We start from the raw sequence: 14,989 nt of genomic DNA, 5'->3' as shown, positions 1-14,989 counted from the left end.
CCTCGTGCCCCTACGCATCGCCCACAACGGCCTCGGTGCGAGGCAAATGGGTGAAATCGAGCATGGCTTCACGGCCGGCATGGCGGCGCGGCAGGCGGAAACAGAAGGTGGCGCCCTGGCCGTCGGCCCCGGGGCTTTCCACCCAGATGCGCCCACCGTGATGCTCCACGATATGTTTGCAGATCGAAAGGCCCAGTCCGGTGCCTTTGTACAGGCGGCTGGAGCCACCATCCACCTGGTAGAAGCGGTCGAAAATGCGCTGCTGCTCCTCCGGCGGGATACCGATGCCGGTATCGCTGACGCGCAGTTCTACCAGGTCGTCATCCGCATAGCCATGCATACTGATGGCCCCGCCGGGCGGCGTGAACTTGATGGCGTTATCCACCAGGTTGGTCACCACCTGCTCGATGCGCATCGGGTCCGCCTCGATGATGGCGAAGCTCTCCGCGACCTGATTGACGATGCTCACCTGGCCGTTGGCGGCCTGCGGCGCCAGTTTGGCGGCTACGTCAGCCACCAGTTCACCGATCGCCAGCGGCTCCATGCGCAGCTTGATCTGTCCTGCCTCCATGCGGCTGAACTCCAGCAGGTCGCTGATCAGGCGCTGCAGTTGGTTGGTCTGCTCCTTGACGGTGCCCAGGAAGTCGCGCTGCAGTTCGTTGACCGGGCCGGTCTTGCCCAGCAGGATGATCTCGACGAAGCCCTTGATCGAATGCAGCGGCGTTTTCAGCTCATGCGAGACCACGCTGAGGAAGTTGGTCTTCATGCGCTCCAGCTCCACGCGTGCGGTGATGTCGCGCAACACAGTTACGACGCCGCGGCGGGCGCCTTCCACGCTGGACATGGGAGACGCAAGGGCCTGATAGGTGTGGGTACGGCCATCACGTGCGGTCATCAGCTCCAGCTCACGTACGATCGGCTCCTCTGTGCTGCTCAGAGTTTCTTCGATGAGAGCCAACAGCGGGCTGCCCGGCAGCAGGTCTGACAGCGGCATGCCGGTGGCTACCTGCGGCAGGCCAAAGATGTGCATGGCGACCGGGTTCATCAGGAGCAGGCAGAGGTGCGGATCGGTCACGAGCACCCCGTCGCCGATGCCGACCACGACCGCCTCCAGTTCGCTGCTTTTTTCCCAGGCTTCCTGGTAGAGCTGTGCGTTTTCGATGGCGGTGGCGGCGAAGTAGGCAAAGGAGAGGCCAAGCTGACGCTCCGGCTCGCCAAAGGTGATGTGGGGGCGCGTATCGCCCAGGTAGAGCGCACCGATGGCGCGTTGGCGTGCCAGCAGCGGAATCACCAGGCAGGAGCGCATGCCCCAGCGCTGGAATAACTGCTGCTGACCGGCCGACCGGCTGTCGGCGGTATCGCTGAGCATGACTGGCTGTTCGTCGGACAACGCCGCGGCGGTGGCCGGCTCATCAGCCAGCAGGATGACGAACGGCTCGGCCGTGGCTTGACCGCCCTCGGTGGCGATGCTGCCGAGCAGGCGCCGGCCCTCCGGGTCGAGCACGGCCACGGCGCAATGACTGGCGCCGAGCAAATTGGCCAGGCGCCCCACGATCACCTGCAGCACTTCTTCCAGGCGCAGGGTGGAGGTCAGCGATTTCATGACCTCTTGCAGGGTGCGCAGTTCCAGCACGCGTTTGCCCAGGTCGGTAGCAGTGCGTTGCAGGACGTTGGTTTTCTGCGCCAGGTCGCTCTCTTGGCGGGCCAGGGCCGCGTCAAGGCTGCGCGCCGTTTGTTGCCAACGTGCCAATGTCCAGGTGGCCAGGGCGCCGACGGCGATCCAGCCTCCCAGCAGGGCATAGCGCAGCAGGAAGTCGCGCTCGCGCAGGAAGCCCAGGCTGCCGTGGTGATACCACAGGATGAGGATGTAGAGGGGACCGAGCAGAAAGGGCAGCCAGGCAATTTGCTGGCGCAGCGTGGGCGCCAGTAACACCGCCTTGAGCGCCAGTAAACCGTAGATCAAATAGAGTGGGCTGCTCACGCCGCCGCTGATGGTGATCAGGTGGCTGACGAAGGCGACATCGGCCCCGAAGCCCAGCCAGAGGAGCCAGCCGAGAGGGCGCACCTCGATCAGCCAGGTGAGGATGGTTGACAGCAGCACGACCAGCGCGTAGAGGAGCCAGGCCAGCGACAGGCCGCCGCCAAAGGGCGTCACATTGGCGGTCAGGACGATCAGCGTGCCCACGATCAGCAGCAACCAGCGCACCGGTACGCTGATGAGCCGTTCCTGGCGGTAGGCTCCGGCCAGTCCTGAAGATTGAGATGAACGAACGATCGTTTTTGTCGCCATGGTTTGCCGCAAAATCAACTCAGCGGGTCGTTGGATAGCGCCAGATGCCTTGATCGGTGGCAGCCAGCAGTTGACTGCCCTGGCGTCGGTCCAGGGTCAGGCTATGCACACGGGTCGGGTGGCGGTCGTTATCCAGCGCTTGCCAGGTGAGGCCGCCATCATGGCTGACGCAAACGCCTGCGTCCGTTTGTGCCAGGTAAAGCGTGGCTGGATCCGCGGCCGCGACGACCAACGCGTGGGCCTGTGCAGTCGCCATCGTTTGGGGAAGGGTTGTCCAGGTGGCGCCGGCGTCTGTGCTGACGAACAGGGCGCCCTCGCTCCAGGCATACAGCCGCGCCGGCTGCGAAGGCGCCTGCGCCAGCAGGGTCACAGCGCCGTGCGCCAGCAGGCGACTTTCCTCCCATCGCTCGGCCAGCGGCGACGCCAGGCGCAAAACGTAGCCGTCGCTGGTGCCCACGAACACCTGGGACAGCAGGAGACGGTCGGAAACGTCGCCGGCCCGGTCCGCGCTGACCAGGATGGTGGCAGCCGTTCCGACCTCTGCACGCCAGGCCGCTGTCTGCTGCCAGATGCGGCCGGTATCCAGGTTCCAGAGCAGGCGCTGATTGTCGGCCAGATAGACGATTCCTGCCGGACCGACGGCCAGGGCCGGGTCCTGTTCGCTGCCGGCAAAGCTGCGCGTCAGTTGCCAGGTGGCGCCGCCATCGTTCGAGCCGTACAGGCCAGATTGACTGCCGGCCGCAAGGGTGACGAGAAGATGGCGGCCGTTGCGGGTATCCACTGCGAGGCGGCGGACGACGGGCGCTCCCCAGATGCCGTGCCCGGGCAAGTTATCGTCAATGGGACGCCAGACGCTGCGCCCGCTGTCACTGCTGGGTGAACTGGCGCTCGCCTGCATCAACCCATCGGTGGGAGTCCAGGCGTAGTAGAAGAAAATCCCATCGGCAAAGCCGGTGGCCACATGCTCCACGTTGCGCCCAAGCAGGCCGGCCGGTTGCCAAGCGGTCGCCGGCGCCTGCGGGTTGAGGATCCACAGCAGGGGCAAGAAAAAAATGAGTGTACCGAGCGCCAGTGTGCGCCACGGTGTGTCAGCATGTTCGATCAGATGTTCACCGAATGGGGGTGGGCGTGGGAGGGATGGGGGTATCGGTGGGGGGGATGGGGGTCGCCGTGGGGGGCGCTGGCGTCTCGGTGGGAGGAGGCGCCGGTGTATTGGTGGCCGGCACGGTGGGCAGCGGCGTCCTGGTGGGCGGAATCGGCGTGAGCGTACTGGTGCGTGTGGCCGTCGGCGTGCGGGTTGGGGTGCGGGTTGGGGTGACGGTGGGGGTGGCGGTGGCGAGCGCCTGCAGGGCCGCATTTTCTCCGGCCTGGGCCGTGGTCTTGTCTTTGATTTCCAGGGACAGGGCGCGGCGGTAATCTTCCAGGGCCGCGACATACTGAGTGAGGGCCATGGACTGATCGGCTCGCCGCAGATAGATCAGGTAGAGCAACTGGGCCGTTTGCCCGCCGGCGTAGGTGTTGCGGGTGTCGTAGACTGTGCGCAGGCGCCCTTCGGCCTGATTCCAATCGCCCACGTTGTAGGAACGGACGCCATCCAGGTAATAACTGGCTAGTTGACGCTCTTCGGTGGCCTGCACATTCTTGGGGCGCAGGCTGAGTGCGCGCCCAAAGCTCTCGATGGCGGTCTTGATGTTATCTTCGGAGGTACCCGCGACGCCGATGCGCGTGCGCCCTTCGTTCAGGTAGCAGTTGAAGAGGTATTCCTGCACGCCTTCGGCGCGGAACGTGTCATCGAGCGCGCGCACTTGCTCGAACTGCGCGAGGGCCTCCGGGCATTGGCCCTGGTCGTAGAAGCGCTGCCCGGCGTTGTAGAAGCCCAGGAGAGTTTGCTGGCGTTCGACCTGGGTCATCAGGCTCTGTGCGTCGGCTGAATAGGTGGGATCGAGGGCCAGCAATTGCTCGAGGAAACCCGCCGCGGCATCCCATTGTTCGTCTGCAATCGCGGTTTTGGCCTGCGCGGCCAGTTGCGCCAGGGTGCGCAGGCGCGTCGCGCGATCGTGTTCGGCCTGCGCCTCCAGGTTGCCCGGCTCCATCTGCAAAATGGCCTCGAAATCACGGATCGCGCCATCGTAGTCGCCCGCGCTGAGCAGTGCGATGCCTCGATTGTACAGCTCAGCCATCTGCTGCTGCTCGCCGTTGAACCAGCGTTCACGTAAGCCGCCGGGAATGAAAAAGGCAACCAATAGAACCAGGGCCGCCGCGGCGAGTGCGATCAGAAGCCAGCGCCGCTGCGCGGCCAGCGCAGCGCTAGGTGGTTTACTGGCGGGAACTGCTTCGGCGGCACTGCTGGTGGTTGCACCCGATTCCATGGATTCAAGCTGGAGAAACCAGCGCACTTCGTCCAACAGCTCATCCAGGCCCTGACGTGTCGGCTGCGTTTTTTTCAGGCGCGTGAAATACTCCAGCGCCAGCCGCCATTCGCGGCGCTGGTAATGTTCCATACCCTGGGCGTGCAGTTGTTCAAGGTCTGCCGATGATACGGCCATCACCATTCTCCAAAGAGAGATCAGGGATCAGAGACCAGAGATCAGGTGTGTGGAAGGCGGGAGTTCTGTCCTCACCTTACCTGCGGCAGGTACAGGGTGCGCCGCACGGGGGTCGTAATTCTGACGCTGTCCAGGTAGGTGTAGGTGTTGTAATAGCCATCTTGCCGGTTGAAGTTGCCAAACCACAGCCTGATCGTCTGCCCGGCGTAGAGGCTTAGGTCAAAACTGACCAATTTCCACCCCAGGTCTATCACCGGTTTGTCCGGCCCCACCAGACTCAGGTCGGTGTTGCCGTCCTGTAGCAGTCTGGTTATGGTTACGCCGGTGCTGCTCAGGACGTAGACCTCGAACGAATCGTAGTGTTTCTGGCGACCCGGGTGATACACCACGTCATAGGTGAAAACCCGGTACCAAAATGAAAGACGCATGAGCGGCCATTCGGATATCAGCGGGACAGTGACCGTTTGGCTCACCGCGGCGCTGCCAACAGGCACCACCGGGTTGGGATAGCCATGGCCATAGGCGGGACTCCCCAGCAAGGCGCTGTACGCGCCGGCGCCGGTGGGCGGTGGTGCTGGCGGTGGCGCCAGGCTGGTGGGCATGGCGCCGCCGCTGGACCAGCCACTGAAACTGCCGGTCTCGAACTCGCCATTGGTGACACCGTTGATGTAGGTGGCGCTATCGCCGTTACCGCCGCTGTACGCGCCCACGTTGCCGGCCGCATCGCGCGCCCGCACGCGCACATAGGTGGTTTGCCCGATCTGACCGGTTACTTGAATGGAGGTGAATTGGGCGTTGGTGGCAATCGTTCGCCAGGTTCCGCTGCGCCCGGCCCGGGTCTGCACATCATAGCCGGTCACGCCAGAGCCAGGCTGGTCGCGGCCGCTCCAACGCAGGGTAAAGACCGGTGTCACCTGGAAGGGCGCCAGGCCTTCGATGCGCGCGCTGGGCGCGGTCGCATCTATGTTCATGGTGCGCAGTTGCACTGTCTCGTTGTTGCCTGCCACATCGGACGAGTGATACTCGATGAGGTGCTGACCGTCATAGCCCAGGGTGAACTGGGTGCCGGTGATCCAGGCGCCGCTGTTGATGCGATAGCGCGTCGACGCGACACCAGACCCCGCGTCGGATGGCGTCAGCGTCACTTCCACCGGACTGCTGTACCATCCGTTGCTGCCGGCAGTGCCGCTGGCGCGAAAGGTCGTCAGCGGAGCGGTGGCGTCGTAGCGCGCGGCGTTGAGCAGGCGGATATGTTGGTTGTGATCCACATTGCCGGCGAAGTCCTGCAGCCAGAGATACAACGTGTGTTGGCCTTCGCCTTCTACCTGCAGACCGCTGGCAAAGCTGACCCCAGGCAGATACGCGCCATCGTACGGCCCGACGGGCGCCTGGTCGAACTTGTAGTGGATACCGGCCACGCCCGATAGGTCGAGCGGGCTGGTCCAGGCCACGGCGAAACTATTGACATGGCTCCAGCCGCTCGGGCTAACGGACACTTGCTGCGGCGGACCTGGCGCGTCAGGATCAATGCGCACGGTCTGAACATGCGGGGGTTCCACGTTGTTGGCCAAATCGGTGGAGAAATAGGTCAGGGTGTGCTTATCTGCCCCGCTAATCAGCGCGATGGTGCCGGTCTGCCAGGCGCGGGTGTCCACACGAAAGAGCGTACTACCCACGCCGGCCAGGGCATCAGCGGCTGTCAATGACACGGTGACCGGGCCGACGTACCAGTTGTTCTCGCCCAGGGCGCCGGTCAACTCGGCCTGCGTGGTGGGCGGGGTGGTGTCATAGCGAAAGGCATTGGCCACGTACACTGCCCGGCGATAATCAACGTTACCGGCGCCGTCACGCAGCCAAAGGTACAAGTCGTAACTGCCTTCGGCCGGCAGGGCAATGTTGTCTACCACCTGGATGTCGGTGAAAGTGCCATCCTGGTTGAAGGTCGGCGGTGTGCCCAGCCGGTAATAGGCGCCGGCGATGCCGGAGCGATCGTTGGGCCTGCTCCAGATGAAATCGAAGCTATTCAGGTTGGTCCAGGACAAGGGCGCAGTCTGTGGGGGCGCCGGTGTGGGGGGCGCCTGCGTGTCAATCTTCAGCGCAACCGGAAAAGGTATCTCCACATTGCCGGCCACATCCACGGAGTAGAACTCGATCGTGTGTTCGCCCTCCTGGTTGAGCACCAGGTGCGTGCCGGCTTGCCAGGCGCCGCCATCAATGCGGTAGTAGGTGTTGGCGATACCGGAGCCGAGATCAAGAGGGATCAGGGTGATGGTGATGAAGGAGCGGTACCAGCCGTTGTCGCCAACGATGCTGCTGGGGTCCGGCTGATACGCGGTGGACGGTGCGGTTTGATCGAGCGGCAGGCGCAACGTTTGGATGGCCTCCACATTGCCGGCCTCGTCCACAGCCTGAAATTCCAGGCGATGGTCGCCATCGCTGTCAAGCATGATCTCGGTGCCGGTGAACCAGGCGCCGCTGTCAATGCGATAACGGATGCCGGTCACGCCGCTCAAGTCATCGGCGGCTGTCAGTTGGACCGTGATCGGCTGCAAATACCAGCCGCCATCCCCAGGCGTGCCGTTGATCGTGGCATGACTGGTCGGCGCCAGATTGTCAATGCGAATGTTGAGTGTGCGGGTCACTTCACGATTGCCCGCGCGGTCAAGGGCCGCATAACGCAACTCGTAGATGCCGGAGGCGGCAATGCTAAAGCTGGTGCTGGTTTGCACCGGCTGATTGTTCAACTGATGATAAATGGCCTGCACGCCAGAGCCAGGATCCGGGTCGAGTGCGCTCAGGCTGGCATCAACGCCGCTGCGATACCAGCCGTTGTTGCCGGCGATACCGCTCAACTCCACGCTGCTGGTCGGTGCGCTGCCGTCATACCAGAAGGCGCTGAAGAGGGCGTTGCGCTGCGCCGCGTTCAGGTTGCCGGCGCGGTCCTTGAGCCACAGGTAGATGCTGTGTTTGCCGTCGCCTGGGGCAACCAACCCCGTAATGATCGGCAGGGTGGTGGCGACGTAGACGCCGTCGGTCGGTCCCTGCGGTTCCGTGTTCCATTTATAGTAAGCGCCCACGATTCCTGAAAGATCGGGCGGGTTCGTCCAGGTCAGGGTGAAGACGTTAGTGCGAGTCCAGGTCTGGTAAGGAGAGGCGCTCAGCCCGCCTGGCACCTGAATCTGGCTATCCACGATGAAGGGGCCATCGCTCTCGTCGCTGGCGCTGGCGCCATCCTGCTCCACCACCACAACCTTGATACGGGCGTCCGCGGCATTCTGCGCAGGGACAGTCCACGGATAGACCCCTACGTCGGCCAGATTCGTTGCGATGGGCGTGTAGCTGTTACCGCCGTTCCAGGAAACGAGCAGGGTGATGGGGTTGGTGGCCGTGACAACGCCGGTTGTGGTCCAAGTGATCTGCTGAACCTGGCCGCCGGCCCAGGCCTCGCCGCCGTTGGGGCTGAGGACGGTCACCGTCAGCGCGTTGCCCACCCCGCCTGGCGTCGCGCGCGCGATGCTCCACCCACCCGCGCCGAGCAGGATGACCAACCAGAGAATACTCCAGCCGCCGCGCCCGCGCAGGCGTGGGGCAATGATCGTACCGACAATCCGTTTCATGCCAAAACTCGCCATGGTTGGGACGAGCTGTGGGCGCCAGCGCAAGACAAATCATCTCCGTCCCGTATCTGTGACAGGAATCCTGTCGCGGCCCATTATACCATCGCAAAGGCTGCTGGCAAAGCGGGCAAAAGCATCAATCAGTGGGCGGCCGAAGCCTTTGCACGGGCCGTGCGCGCCTAGCGCTGTCTGGATGCGGGGGCGGTCAGCCAAAGGAGTCGAAGGGCCACATGGGACGCCTGCACCGCGCCTGTTACACCGCGCTCCCGCGCGCCTGGCGCTCGTCGTTGAGCGGCACCAGGCGCCGGCGCAGGGCGGTCGCCACCGCTTCGGCCCGGCTCTGCACACCCAACTTGCCAAAGATGTGGCTGAGGTGGGTCTTGATCGTGTTTTCAGAAAGGTTGAGCTGCGCGGCGATGGCCTTGTTGCTGGCGCCAGACACCAGCAAGCGCAGCACGTCCAGTTCGCGCGCCGACAACTCCTCATCGCTTTCCGCACCGCTCATCCGCTCCAGCAGGCGTGCGGCGACCTGCGGCTCCAGCGCGGCGCCGCCCTGCATGACCGCACGCACGCCCCGCGCCAGATCGTCAGGCATGGCATCCTTCAGCAGATACCCCTGCGCACCGGCCGCCAGCGCCGGGCCGATGTATTCATCGGTGTCATAGGTGGTCAACACCAGGAAGCGCACCGCCGGCATCCGGCCGCGCACCTGGCGCATCACTTCGATGCCGCTAAACGTCGGCAGGCGCAGATCGAGCAGTACCACATCGGGCCGTCGCTCCAGAATCAGGCGCACCGCCTCCGGCCCGTCGGCCGCATCGCCGACCAGTTCCATGTCCTTTTCGAACTTGAGAATGGACACCAGGCCGTGCCTGACCACCGGATGATCGTCCACCACCAGTACACGAATCATGGTTTTTCCCTCATCGTTTCTCTTCCTCGCAGTTCCACGCTGCTGCGGTCACGCGGCACGCGGGCGATAACCTGCGCGCCGTCCCGATTGCGCAGGATGAGCTTGCCGCCCAACTGGCCGATGCGCTCACGCATGCCGAGCAGGCCAAAGCCGCCCCAGGGACCAGGCGCCGGCGGCGCGCCGAGCACGTCATCGCCAAACCCGGCGCCGTTGTCCTCGATGGACAGTTGAATTGCCTCCGGCTGAAAGTCAAGCGTGACCAGCGCGGCGCTGGCGTCAGCATGACGGCTGACGTTGGCCAGCGCCTCCTGGCACACGCGCAACAGCGCCGATTCGACGGCCGGCAGCAGCGGCCACGGCTCACCATGCTGTTCGAAGCGCATGGCGATGGTAGGCGAGTGCGCACGCGTCACCAGGCCAGCCAGCGCGTCGCTCAAATCGCCGCGCTCCAGGGCCGCCGCGCGCAGGTTCCAGACCGAGCGCCGCGCCTCGGCCAGGGCTTCACGGGCCATGCGCTGCGCCAGATCGAGATGCTCGGCCGCCTGCGGATCGGCGATCGCCTGCGCCCTCTGCGCAGCGCCCAATTGCACCACGATGCCGGTCAACCCTTGCGCCAACGTGTCATGAATATCGCGCGCCAGCCGGGTGCGCTCCTCCAACGTAGCGGCTTCGCGGGACTGTTCCAGCAGCGCGGCCGTCTGCGCCTGCACGCGCGACTCAAGCTCATTGCTCAATTGGCTGAGGGCCTCAGTCTGCGTGCGCGCCTGACGCAGGGCGCGCTGCAAACCGCCGGCCAGCAGCGACGTCAGCCCGGCCACCGCCCAGAAAAGCCCGCCCCAAAAGCCGGCCGCCAAAACGGGCAGGTTCTCCTGCATGAAGGCCGGTAGTGTGGGCGTGGGGGCCACCAAGCCGTTGTTCTCCAGCCAGGCCAGGCTGATAATCATCACCGTGGCCAGACCGGCCAGGCTGATACTGGCCGTGGCGTCAATCAACAGGCCAGCCGCGCAGATCGGCAGGATCAACAGGGCCGGGAAATAGGTGACGACACCGAAACGCAGAGAGGCCACGGTGACGGCCAGCGTCCACGCGCCGATCAAGGCCAGCGCGGAGAGGGTGGGGCGTCCCAGGCGCACCAGGATGATGAGCGAGCTGAGGAAAATGACAGCGACGACGATCAAGGTCAGGGGCGTCGCGGCCGTGACGCGCGGCACGTTATCGGGCGGCGCCAGGCCCAGCAGGGTGACGCGCAGCAGCAGCCAGGTGATGATGGACGCCACCACCGGAATGGAGAGGATGGGGAGCGTGCGCAGCACCAACGCGCCGCGCCGCTGGCGCTCATCGAGCAGGAGAGGCAAATCATCCTCGTTTATGTCTTCGTTCGGCATCAGTCCCCCTCGTCTTCCCGCGGCCGTCGCAGCCGTTGGCGGCCAGGAATTCCAAATGTGGTCGCTGAAAACATCTGGAATGGAGGCTTTAGCCGGTTCACTTGAGAACCCTGTGGCAGACCGGCTGAAGCCTCGATTCCGGGACCATTTGGATTTGCTGCCCGGTCCGCTGGCATTTTCATTCACGGTTGTACCCACCGGGCATGGGTCACTCATTATAACACACACCGTGCTGCGACCCATCACCCATCTCGCTACGCCTGCCTCACTCATTCGGGTGACACCCCGTCGCCCAGACTGACGAGCGTGAATCACCCGGCGTGCGGACGGCGGCGGGCGGGCGGGGCGCGAGAATGGAGACCTGAGAGCGGAGACCTGAGACCTGAGACCTGAGACCAACAATTGCCCGCCTTCCACGTACCTGATCTCCGATCTCTGATCTCTGATCTCTGATCCCTAATCTCTCTACTAACAAAGGAGTCAAATGACGATGAAAACGAACACAAGAACGCGCCGGGGGCTGCAAGGAAACTGGCTGCTGGCGGGGGTTGGCATGGTGGTGTTGGTGATTGCGGCGGCGCTGTGGTTGAACCAGGGCGCCGCGCCGGCGAAGGCGGCCGGGGTCGCGACGGTGGCGGTCACGCGCGGGGATGTGAGCGCCACGGTTTATGGCAGCGGCACGATCGAGGCGGAGCAGGCGCTGGACGTCGGTTTCCAGACCGGCGGCAGCGTGGTCGAGGTGCTGGTTTCAGAAGGCGATGTGGTGACGGTCGGCCAGGCGTTGGCCCGGCTGGACACACGCCAGTTGGAAATCCAGGTGACGAACGCGGAGGCGGGCCTGATCAGCGCGCAGGCCCGGCTGACCCAGGCCCGGCAGGGTAATGCGCGGCCGCAGGAAATCAGCGCCGCGCAGGCGCAGGTGGCATCAGCCCAGGCGAATTATGACAAGCTGCTGGCCGGCCCCACCGCCGCCGAACTAACCGCGGCGCAGGCCAATATCAAGAGTACACAGGCTTCCTATAATGCGGCGGTCAAGTCGGCGAGCGCCGCGAGCACCAAGCTGGAATCGGTACGCGTGGCCCAGGAGAAGGCCGCGGCCGTCCTGCAGCAGGCGCAGGCCAAGTACGATGTCGTGGCCTGGCGGGCCGATGTCGGGCGTTTACCAGAAGCGGTTGAGCTGCAGAAGGCCACGCTGGACTACGAGCAGGCGACGGCCAACTACGAGGCGCAACTGGCAACCACCGATAGCGATGCGGCGTCGCAGATTGCCACGGCTGCCTACCAACTGGCGCAGGCCAAATCTACCCTCGCCAAGCTGTACGCCCGCCCCGAAGACCTGCGTTCGACGCAGGCCAGCCTGGATCAGGCCAAAGCGAACCTGGACAAACTGAGCGCGCCGGCCACTGCCACAGACCTGCTGATTCAACAGGCCGCGCTGACGCAGGCCGAGCAGAACCTGAAGCAGGCGCAGCTCAACCTGGGCAACGCCACCCTGGCCGCGCCGTTCGACGCGGTGGTCACGGCGGCCCATATCGTGCCGGGTAGTTTTGTGAACACTGGCCTGGGCGTCGTGAGCCTGGTGGCGCAGAGTGAGCAGCACGTGGATCTCAAATTGAGCGAAAACGACGTCGTCGAGGTGCAGTTGGGCCAGGCCGTGGCGGTGACGATTGACTCGTTGGCCGGCTGGCAGGGCGACGGCCGCGTGGCCTACATCGCCCCGGCCGGCCAGTCCAGTAACGGCGTCGTGACTTACGCGGTGCGCGTCGACTTCAGCAACGCCGACGCGCGGGTCAAGGTGGGCATGACCGCCAACGTCAGCATCATCACCGAGCGCCAGCAAGGCGTGCTGCTGGTGCCCTCCACGGCCCTGCTACCCAAGGGCGCTGGCCGTGTGGTCCAGGCGCCGAGCGCAGATGGCAAGACCGTCACCGAGATAGACGTGCGGACCGGCCTGAGCGATGGCGCCTACACGGAAATCGTCAGCGGCCTGACAGAAGGCACGCAGATTGTGGCATTGCCGGCCGGCGCGGGTAGCACACGCTCTGGCGGCTTGTTCAGTCGGTAAGGCACAAACCCGTTTTCTGTGAGAACGGGTTTGTGAAAGAAACCCGTGTTCTGCGAAAAAACGGGTTTATGAGGAGGCGAACGATGATAGCGATGATTGCTGTGCATGATTTGCACAAGACCTACCGCATGGGCGATGTCGAAGTACATGCCCTGCAGGGGGTTTCATTCGAGATTCAACAGGGCGAGTTCATCGCCATCATGGGGCCGAGCGGCAGCGGCAAGAGCACCCTGATGAACCTGATCGGCTGCCTGGACACGCCCAGCGCCGGCGCCTATCAACTGGATGGGATTGACGTGGAAAAACTGGGCAGCGCGGATTTGTCGCTGGTGCGGGCGCGCAAATTGGGCTTTGTCTTCCAGCAGTACAACCTGCTGGCTCGCCAATCGGCCCTGCGCAACGTGGAGATGCCGTTGATTTACCGGGGCGTGGGCCGCGCCGAGCGCCATCAGCGCGCGACGACTGCGTTGGGCATCGTGGGCATGAGCGATCGCGTGCATCACCGCCCCAACGAGTTGAGCGGCGGCCAACAGCAACGCGTCGCCATTGCGCGCGCGTTGGTGGGCAGCCCGGCCGTCATTCTGGCCGACGAACCGACCGGCGCGCTCGATACCAAAACCAGCGCCGAGATCATGGGCATCTTGCAGCGCCTCAATCGCCAGCAAGGCCTGACGGTGGTGCTGGTCACGCATGAGGCCGATGTGGCCGCGTATGCGCGCCGCGTGCTGACGATGCGCGATGGCCGCCTGGTACACGATGAATCACGATCGCAGGAGGTGATCCAATGACAACATGGACCAACGTGCGGCCGGCGCTGATTGTGACCGCCGGCCAGGAGACCGTACTGGCGCCCCTGCCGGACGATACCGGGGTGATCAATGTGTGGGAGATCACCCGCATGGCCCTCAGCAGCCTGCTGGCCAACAAGATGCGTTCGATCCTGACCATGCTGGGCGTCATCATCGGCGTGGCTTCGGTGGTGGCGCTGATGGCGGTGGGAAATGGCGCCAGCGCAGAGATCACCGGCCAGGTGGAGGCCATCGGCACCAACGTGTTGACGATCATCCCCGGCTCGCTGAGCAATCGGACGCCAGGGGCGAGCGTGGCCGCGCAAACGCTGACTCTGGAAGATGCCAATGCCGTGGCTGCGCTCAACTTGCCGGTGACGGGCGTGGCCCCGCAGATGGGCGCACCCGCCAGCGTGGTGGCCGCCGCGGCCGACAAGAACGCCAATGTGGTCGGCGTCACCCCAGCCTATCAAACTGTCAATGCGTTGGCCCTGACGCAGGGCAGCTTCCTGACAGAGGACCAGGTGCGCAGCGTGGCGCCGGTGGTGGTGCTCGGCTCCAACCTGGCGCAGGATCTGTTTGGCAGCGGCGAGGCGGTGGGGCAGACGGTGCGCATCAAGAACCAAACGTTGCGCGTGATCGGTGTGCTGACGCCCAAGGGCGGCGGCGCCTTCGGCTCGGTGGATGACCGCGCGTTCGTGCCGATCTCAGTGGCCCAACAACGCCTGTTTGGCGGGCGCACGCCGGACGGTAAGAGCTACCAGGTGTCCGCCATCACCCTGGCCGCGCAGAACAGCGAGGACCTGCCAGCCATCCAGCAGCGCGTGACCGCCCTGCTGCGGGATCGTCACCAGGCGAAGGCGGACGGCAGCGCAGATGATTTCAGCATCATGAATCAAGCGTCGTTCCTGAGCACGTTGAGCACGATCACCACCTTGCTGACGGTCTTCCTGGCCGCCATCGCCGGTATCTCGCTGCTCGTGGGTGGCATCGGCATCATGAACATCATGCTGGTCAGCGTGACCGAGCGCACCAAGGAGATTGGCCTGCGCAAGGCGGTGGGCGCACGCGAGCAGGACATCCTCTGGCAGTTCATCGTCGAGGCGCTGGTCATCAGCCTGACCGGCGGCCTGATCGGCCTGGTCCTGGGCGTTGGCCTGGCCCTGCTCGTCAGCCTGACAGGGCTGCTGACCGCGGCGATCACGCTCGACGCGGTGCTGCTGGCGCTCGGCTTCTCGTTGATGGTCGGCCTCTTCTTCGGCATCTACCCCGCGCGCCGGGCCGCCCGCTTGAACCCGATTGATGCCCTGCGCTACGAGTAGACGCAGGCGCCAAATTCATGCTGCGGCCCCGGGCCGCCGTTCAGCGGCGGCCCGGGGCTGTTG

Annotated in this window: 9 protein-coding genes; 3 read left to right on the top strand and 6 right to left on the bottom strand. The window is 64.6% G+C overall.

Annotated elements, in window-relative coordinates; genetic code table 11:
• Positions 1–10: 10 nt before the first annotated feature.
• From IPM84_25795 to IPM84_25770, 6 genes are all read right to left on the bottom strand, one after another.
• Positions 11–2,290, bottom strand: a complete 2,280-nt coding sequence (locus IPM84_25795; protein ID MBK9096109.1) for a GAF domain-containing protein — start codon at positions 2,288–2,290, stop codon at positions 11–13.
• A 19-nt stretch (positions 2,291–2,309) separates the two neighbouring features.
• Positions 2,310–3,335, bottom strand: coding sequence for a hypothetical protein (locus tag IPM84_25790; GenBank protein MBK9096108.1), 1,026 nt, complete (start codon positions 3,333–3,335; stop codon positions 2,310–2,312).
• 64 nt (positions 3,336–3,399) lie between these two features.
• Positions 3,400–4,836 carry a tetratricopeptide repeat protein gene (locus IPM84_25785; protein MBK9096107.1) on the bottom strand — a complete coding sequence of 479 codons (1,437 nt, stop codon included), beginning with the start codon at positions 4,834–4,836 and terminating at the stop codon, positions 3,400–3,402.
• Positions 4,837–4,907: 71 nt separating this feature from the next.
• Positions 4,908–8,453: a fibronectin type III domain-containing protein gene (locus tag IPM84_25780; GenBank protein MBK9096106.1), complete on the bottom strand. Its 3,546-nt coding sequence runs from the start codon at positions 8,451–8,453 to the stop codon at positions 4,908–4,910.
• A 253-nt stretch (positions 8,454–8,706) separates the two neighbouring features.
• Entirely contained in the window at positions 8,707–9,366 is a 660-nt protein-coding gene (locus IPM84_25775; GenBank protein ID MBK9096105.1) for a response regulator transcription factor, read from the bottom strand.
• Positions 9,363–10,751 (bottom strand): sensor histidine kinase, encoded by a 1,389-nt coding sequence (locus tag IPM84_25770; GenBank protein MBK9096104.1) that lies wholly within the window; start codon positions 10,749–10,751, stop codon positions 9,363–9,365. The genes IPM84_25775 and IPM84_25770 overlap by 4 nt, the downstream gene beginning before the upstream one ends.
• Before the next feature lie 490 nt (positions 10,752–11,241).
• Between IPM84_25770 and IPM84_25765 the strand changes: the two genes are divergently transcribed.
• The 3 genes from IPM84_25765 (at position 11,242) to IPM84_25755 (ending at position 14,926) form a co-directional block, all read left to right on the top strand.
• A complete protein-coding gene (locus IPM84_25765; protein ID MBK9096103.1) occupies positions 11,242–12,816 on the top strand; it encodes an efflux RND transporter periplasmic adaptor subunit in 1,575 nt (524 codons plus the stop codon).
• A 92-nt stretch (positions 12,817–12,908) separates the two neighbouring features.
• Positions 12,909–13,604, top strand: coding sequence for an ABC transporter ATP-binding protein (locus tag IPM84_25760; GenBank protein ID MBK9096102.1), 696 nt, complete (start codon positions 12,909–12,911; stop codon positions 13,602–13,604).
• Positions 13,601–14,926, top strand: a complete 1,326-nt coding sequence (locus IPM84_25755) for an ABC transporter permease (GenBank protein MBK9096101.1) — start codon at positions 13,601–13,603, stop codon at positions 14,924–14,926. Before IPM84_25760 ends, IPM84_25755 begins: the two co-directional genes overlap by 4 nt.
• Positions 14,927–14,989: the final 63 nt, after the last annotated feature.

Origin of the sequence: Candidatus Amarolinea dominans (genome assembly GCA_016719785.1) — a bacterium.
GTDB classification, from domain to species: Bacteria; Chloroflexota; Anaerolineae; order SSC4; family Amarolineaceae; genus Amarolinea; species Amarolinea dominans.
The sequence above is the reverse complement of the archived record's forward strand: the minus strand, read 5'-3'. Positions and strand labels throughout refer to the sequence as shown.

Coding starts and splice junctions, on each gene's coding strand:
- IPM84_25785 (MBK9096107.1), bottom strand. CDS start 4,836: ATGGCCGTATCATCGGCAGACCTTGAACAACTGCACGCCCAGGGTATG.
- IPM84_25760 (MBK9096102.1), top strand. CDS start 12,909: ATGATTGCTGTGCATGATTTGCACAAGACCTACCGCATGGGCGATGTC.
- IPM84_25770 (MBK9096104.1), bottom strand. CDS start 10,751: ATGCCGAACGAAGACATAAACGAGGATGATTTGCCTCTCCTGCTCGAT.
- IPM84_25765 (MBK9096103.1), top strand. CDS start 11,242: ATGAAAACGAACACAAGAACGCGCCGGGGGCTGCAAGGAAACTGGCTG.
- IPM84_25780 (MBK9096106.1), bottom strand. CDS start 8,453: ATGAAACGGATTGTCGGTACGATCATTGCCCCACGCCTGCGCGGGCGC.
- IPM84_25795 (MBK9096109.1), bottom strand. CDS start 2,290: ATGGCGACAAAAACGATCGTTCGTTCATCTCAATCTTCAGGACTGGCC.
- IPM84_25755 (MBK9096101.1), top strand. CDS start 13,601: ATGACAACATGGACCAACGTGCGGCCGGCGCTGATTGTGACCGCCGGC.
- IPM84_25775 (MBK9096105.1), bottom strand. CDS start 9,366: ATGATTCGTGTACTGGTGGTGGACGATCATCCGGTGGTCAGGCACGGC.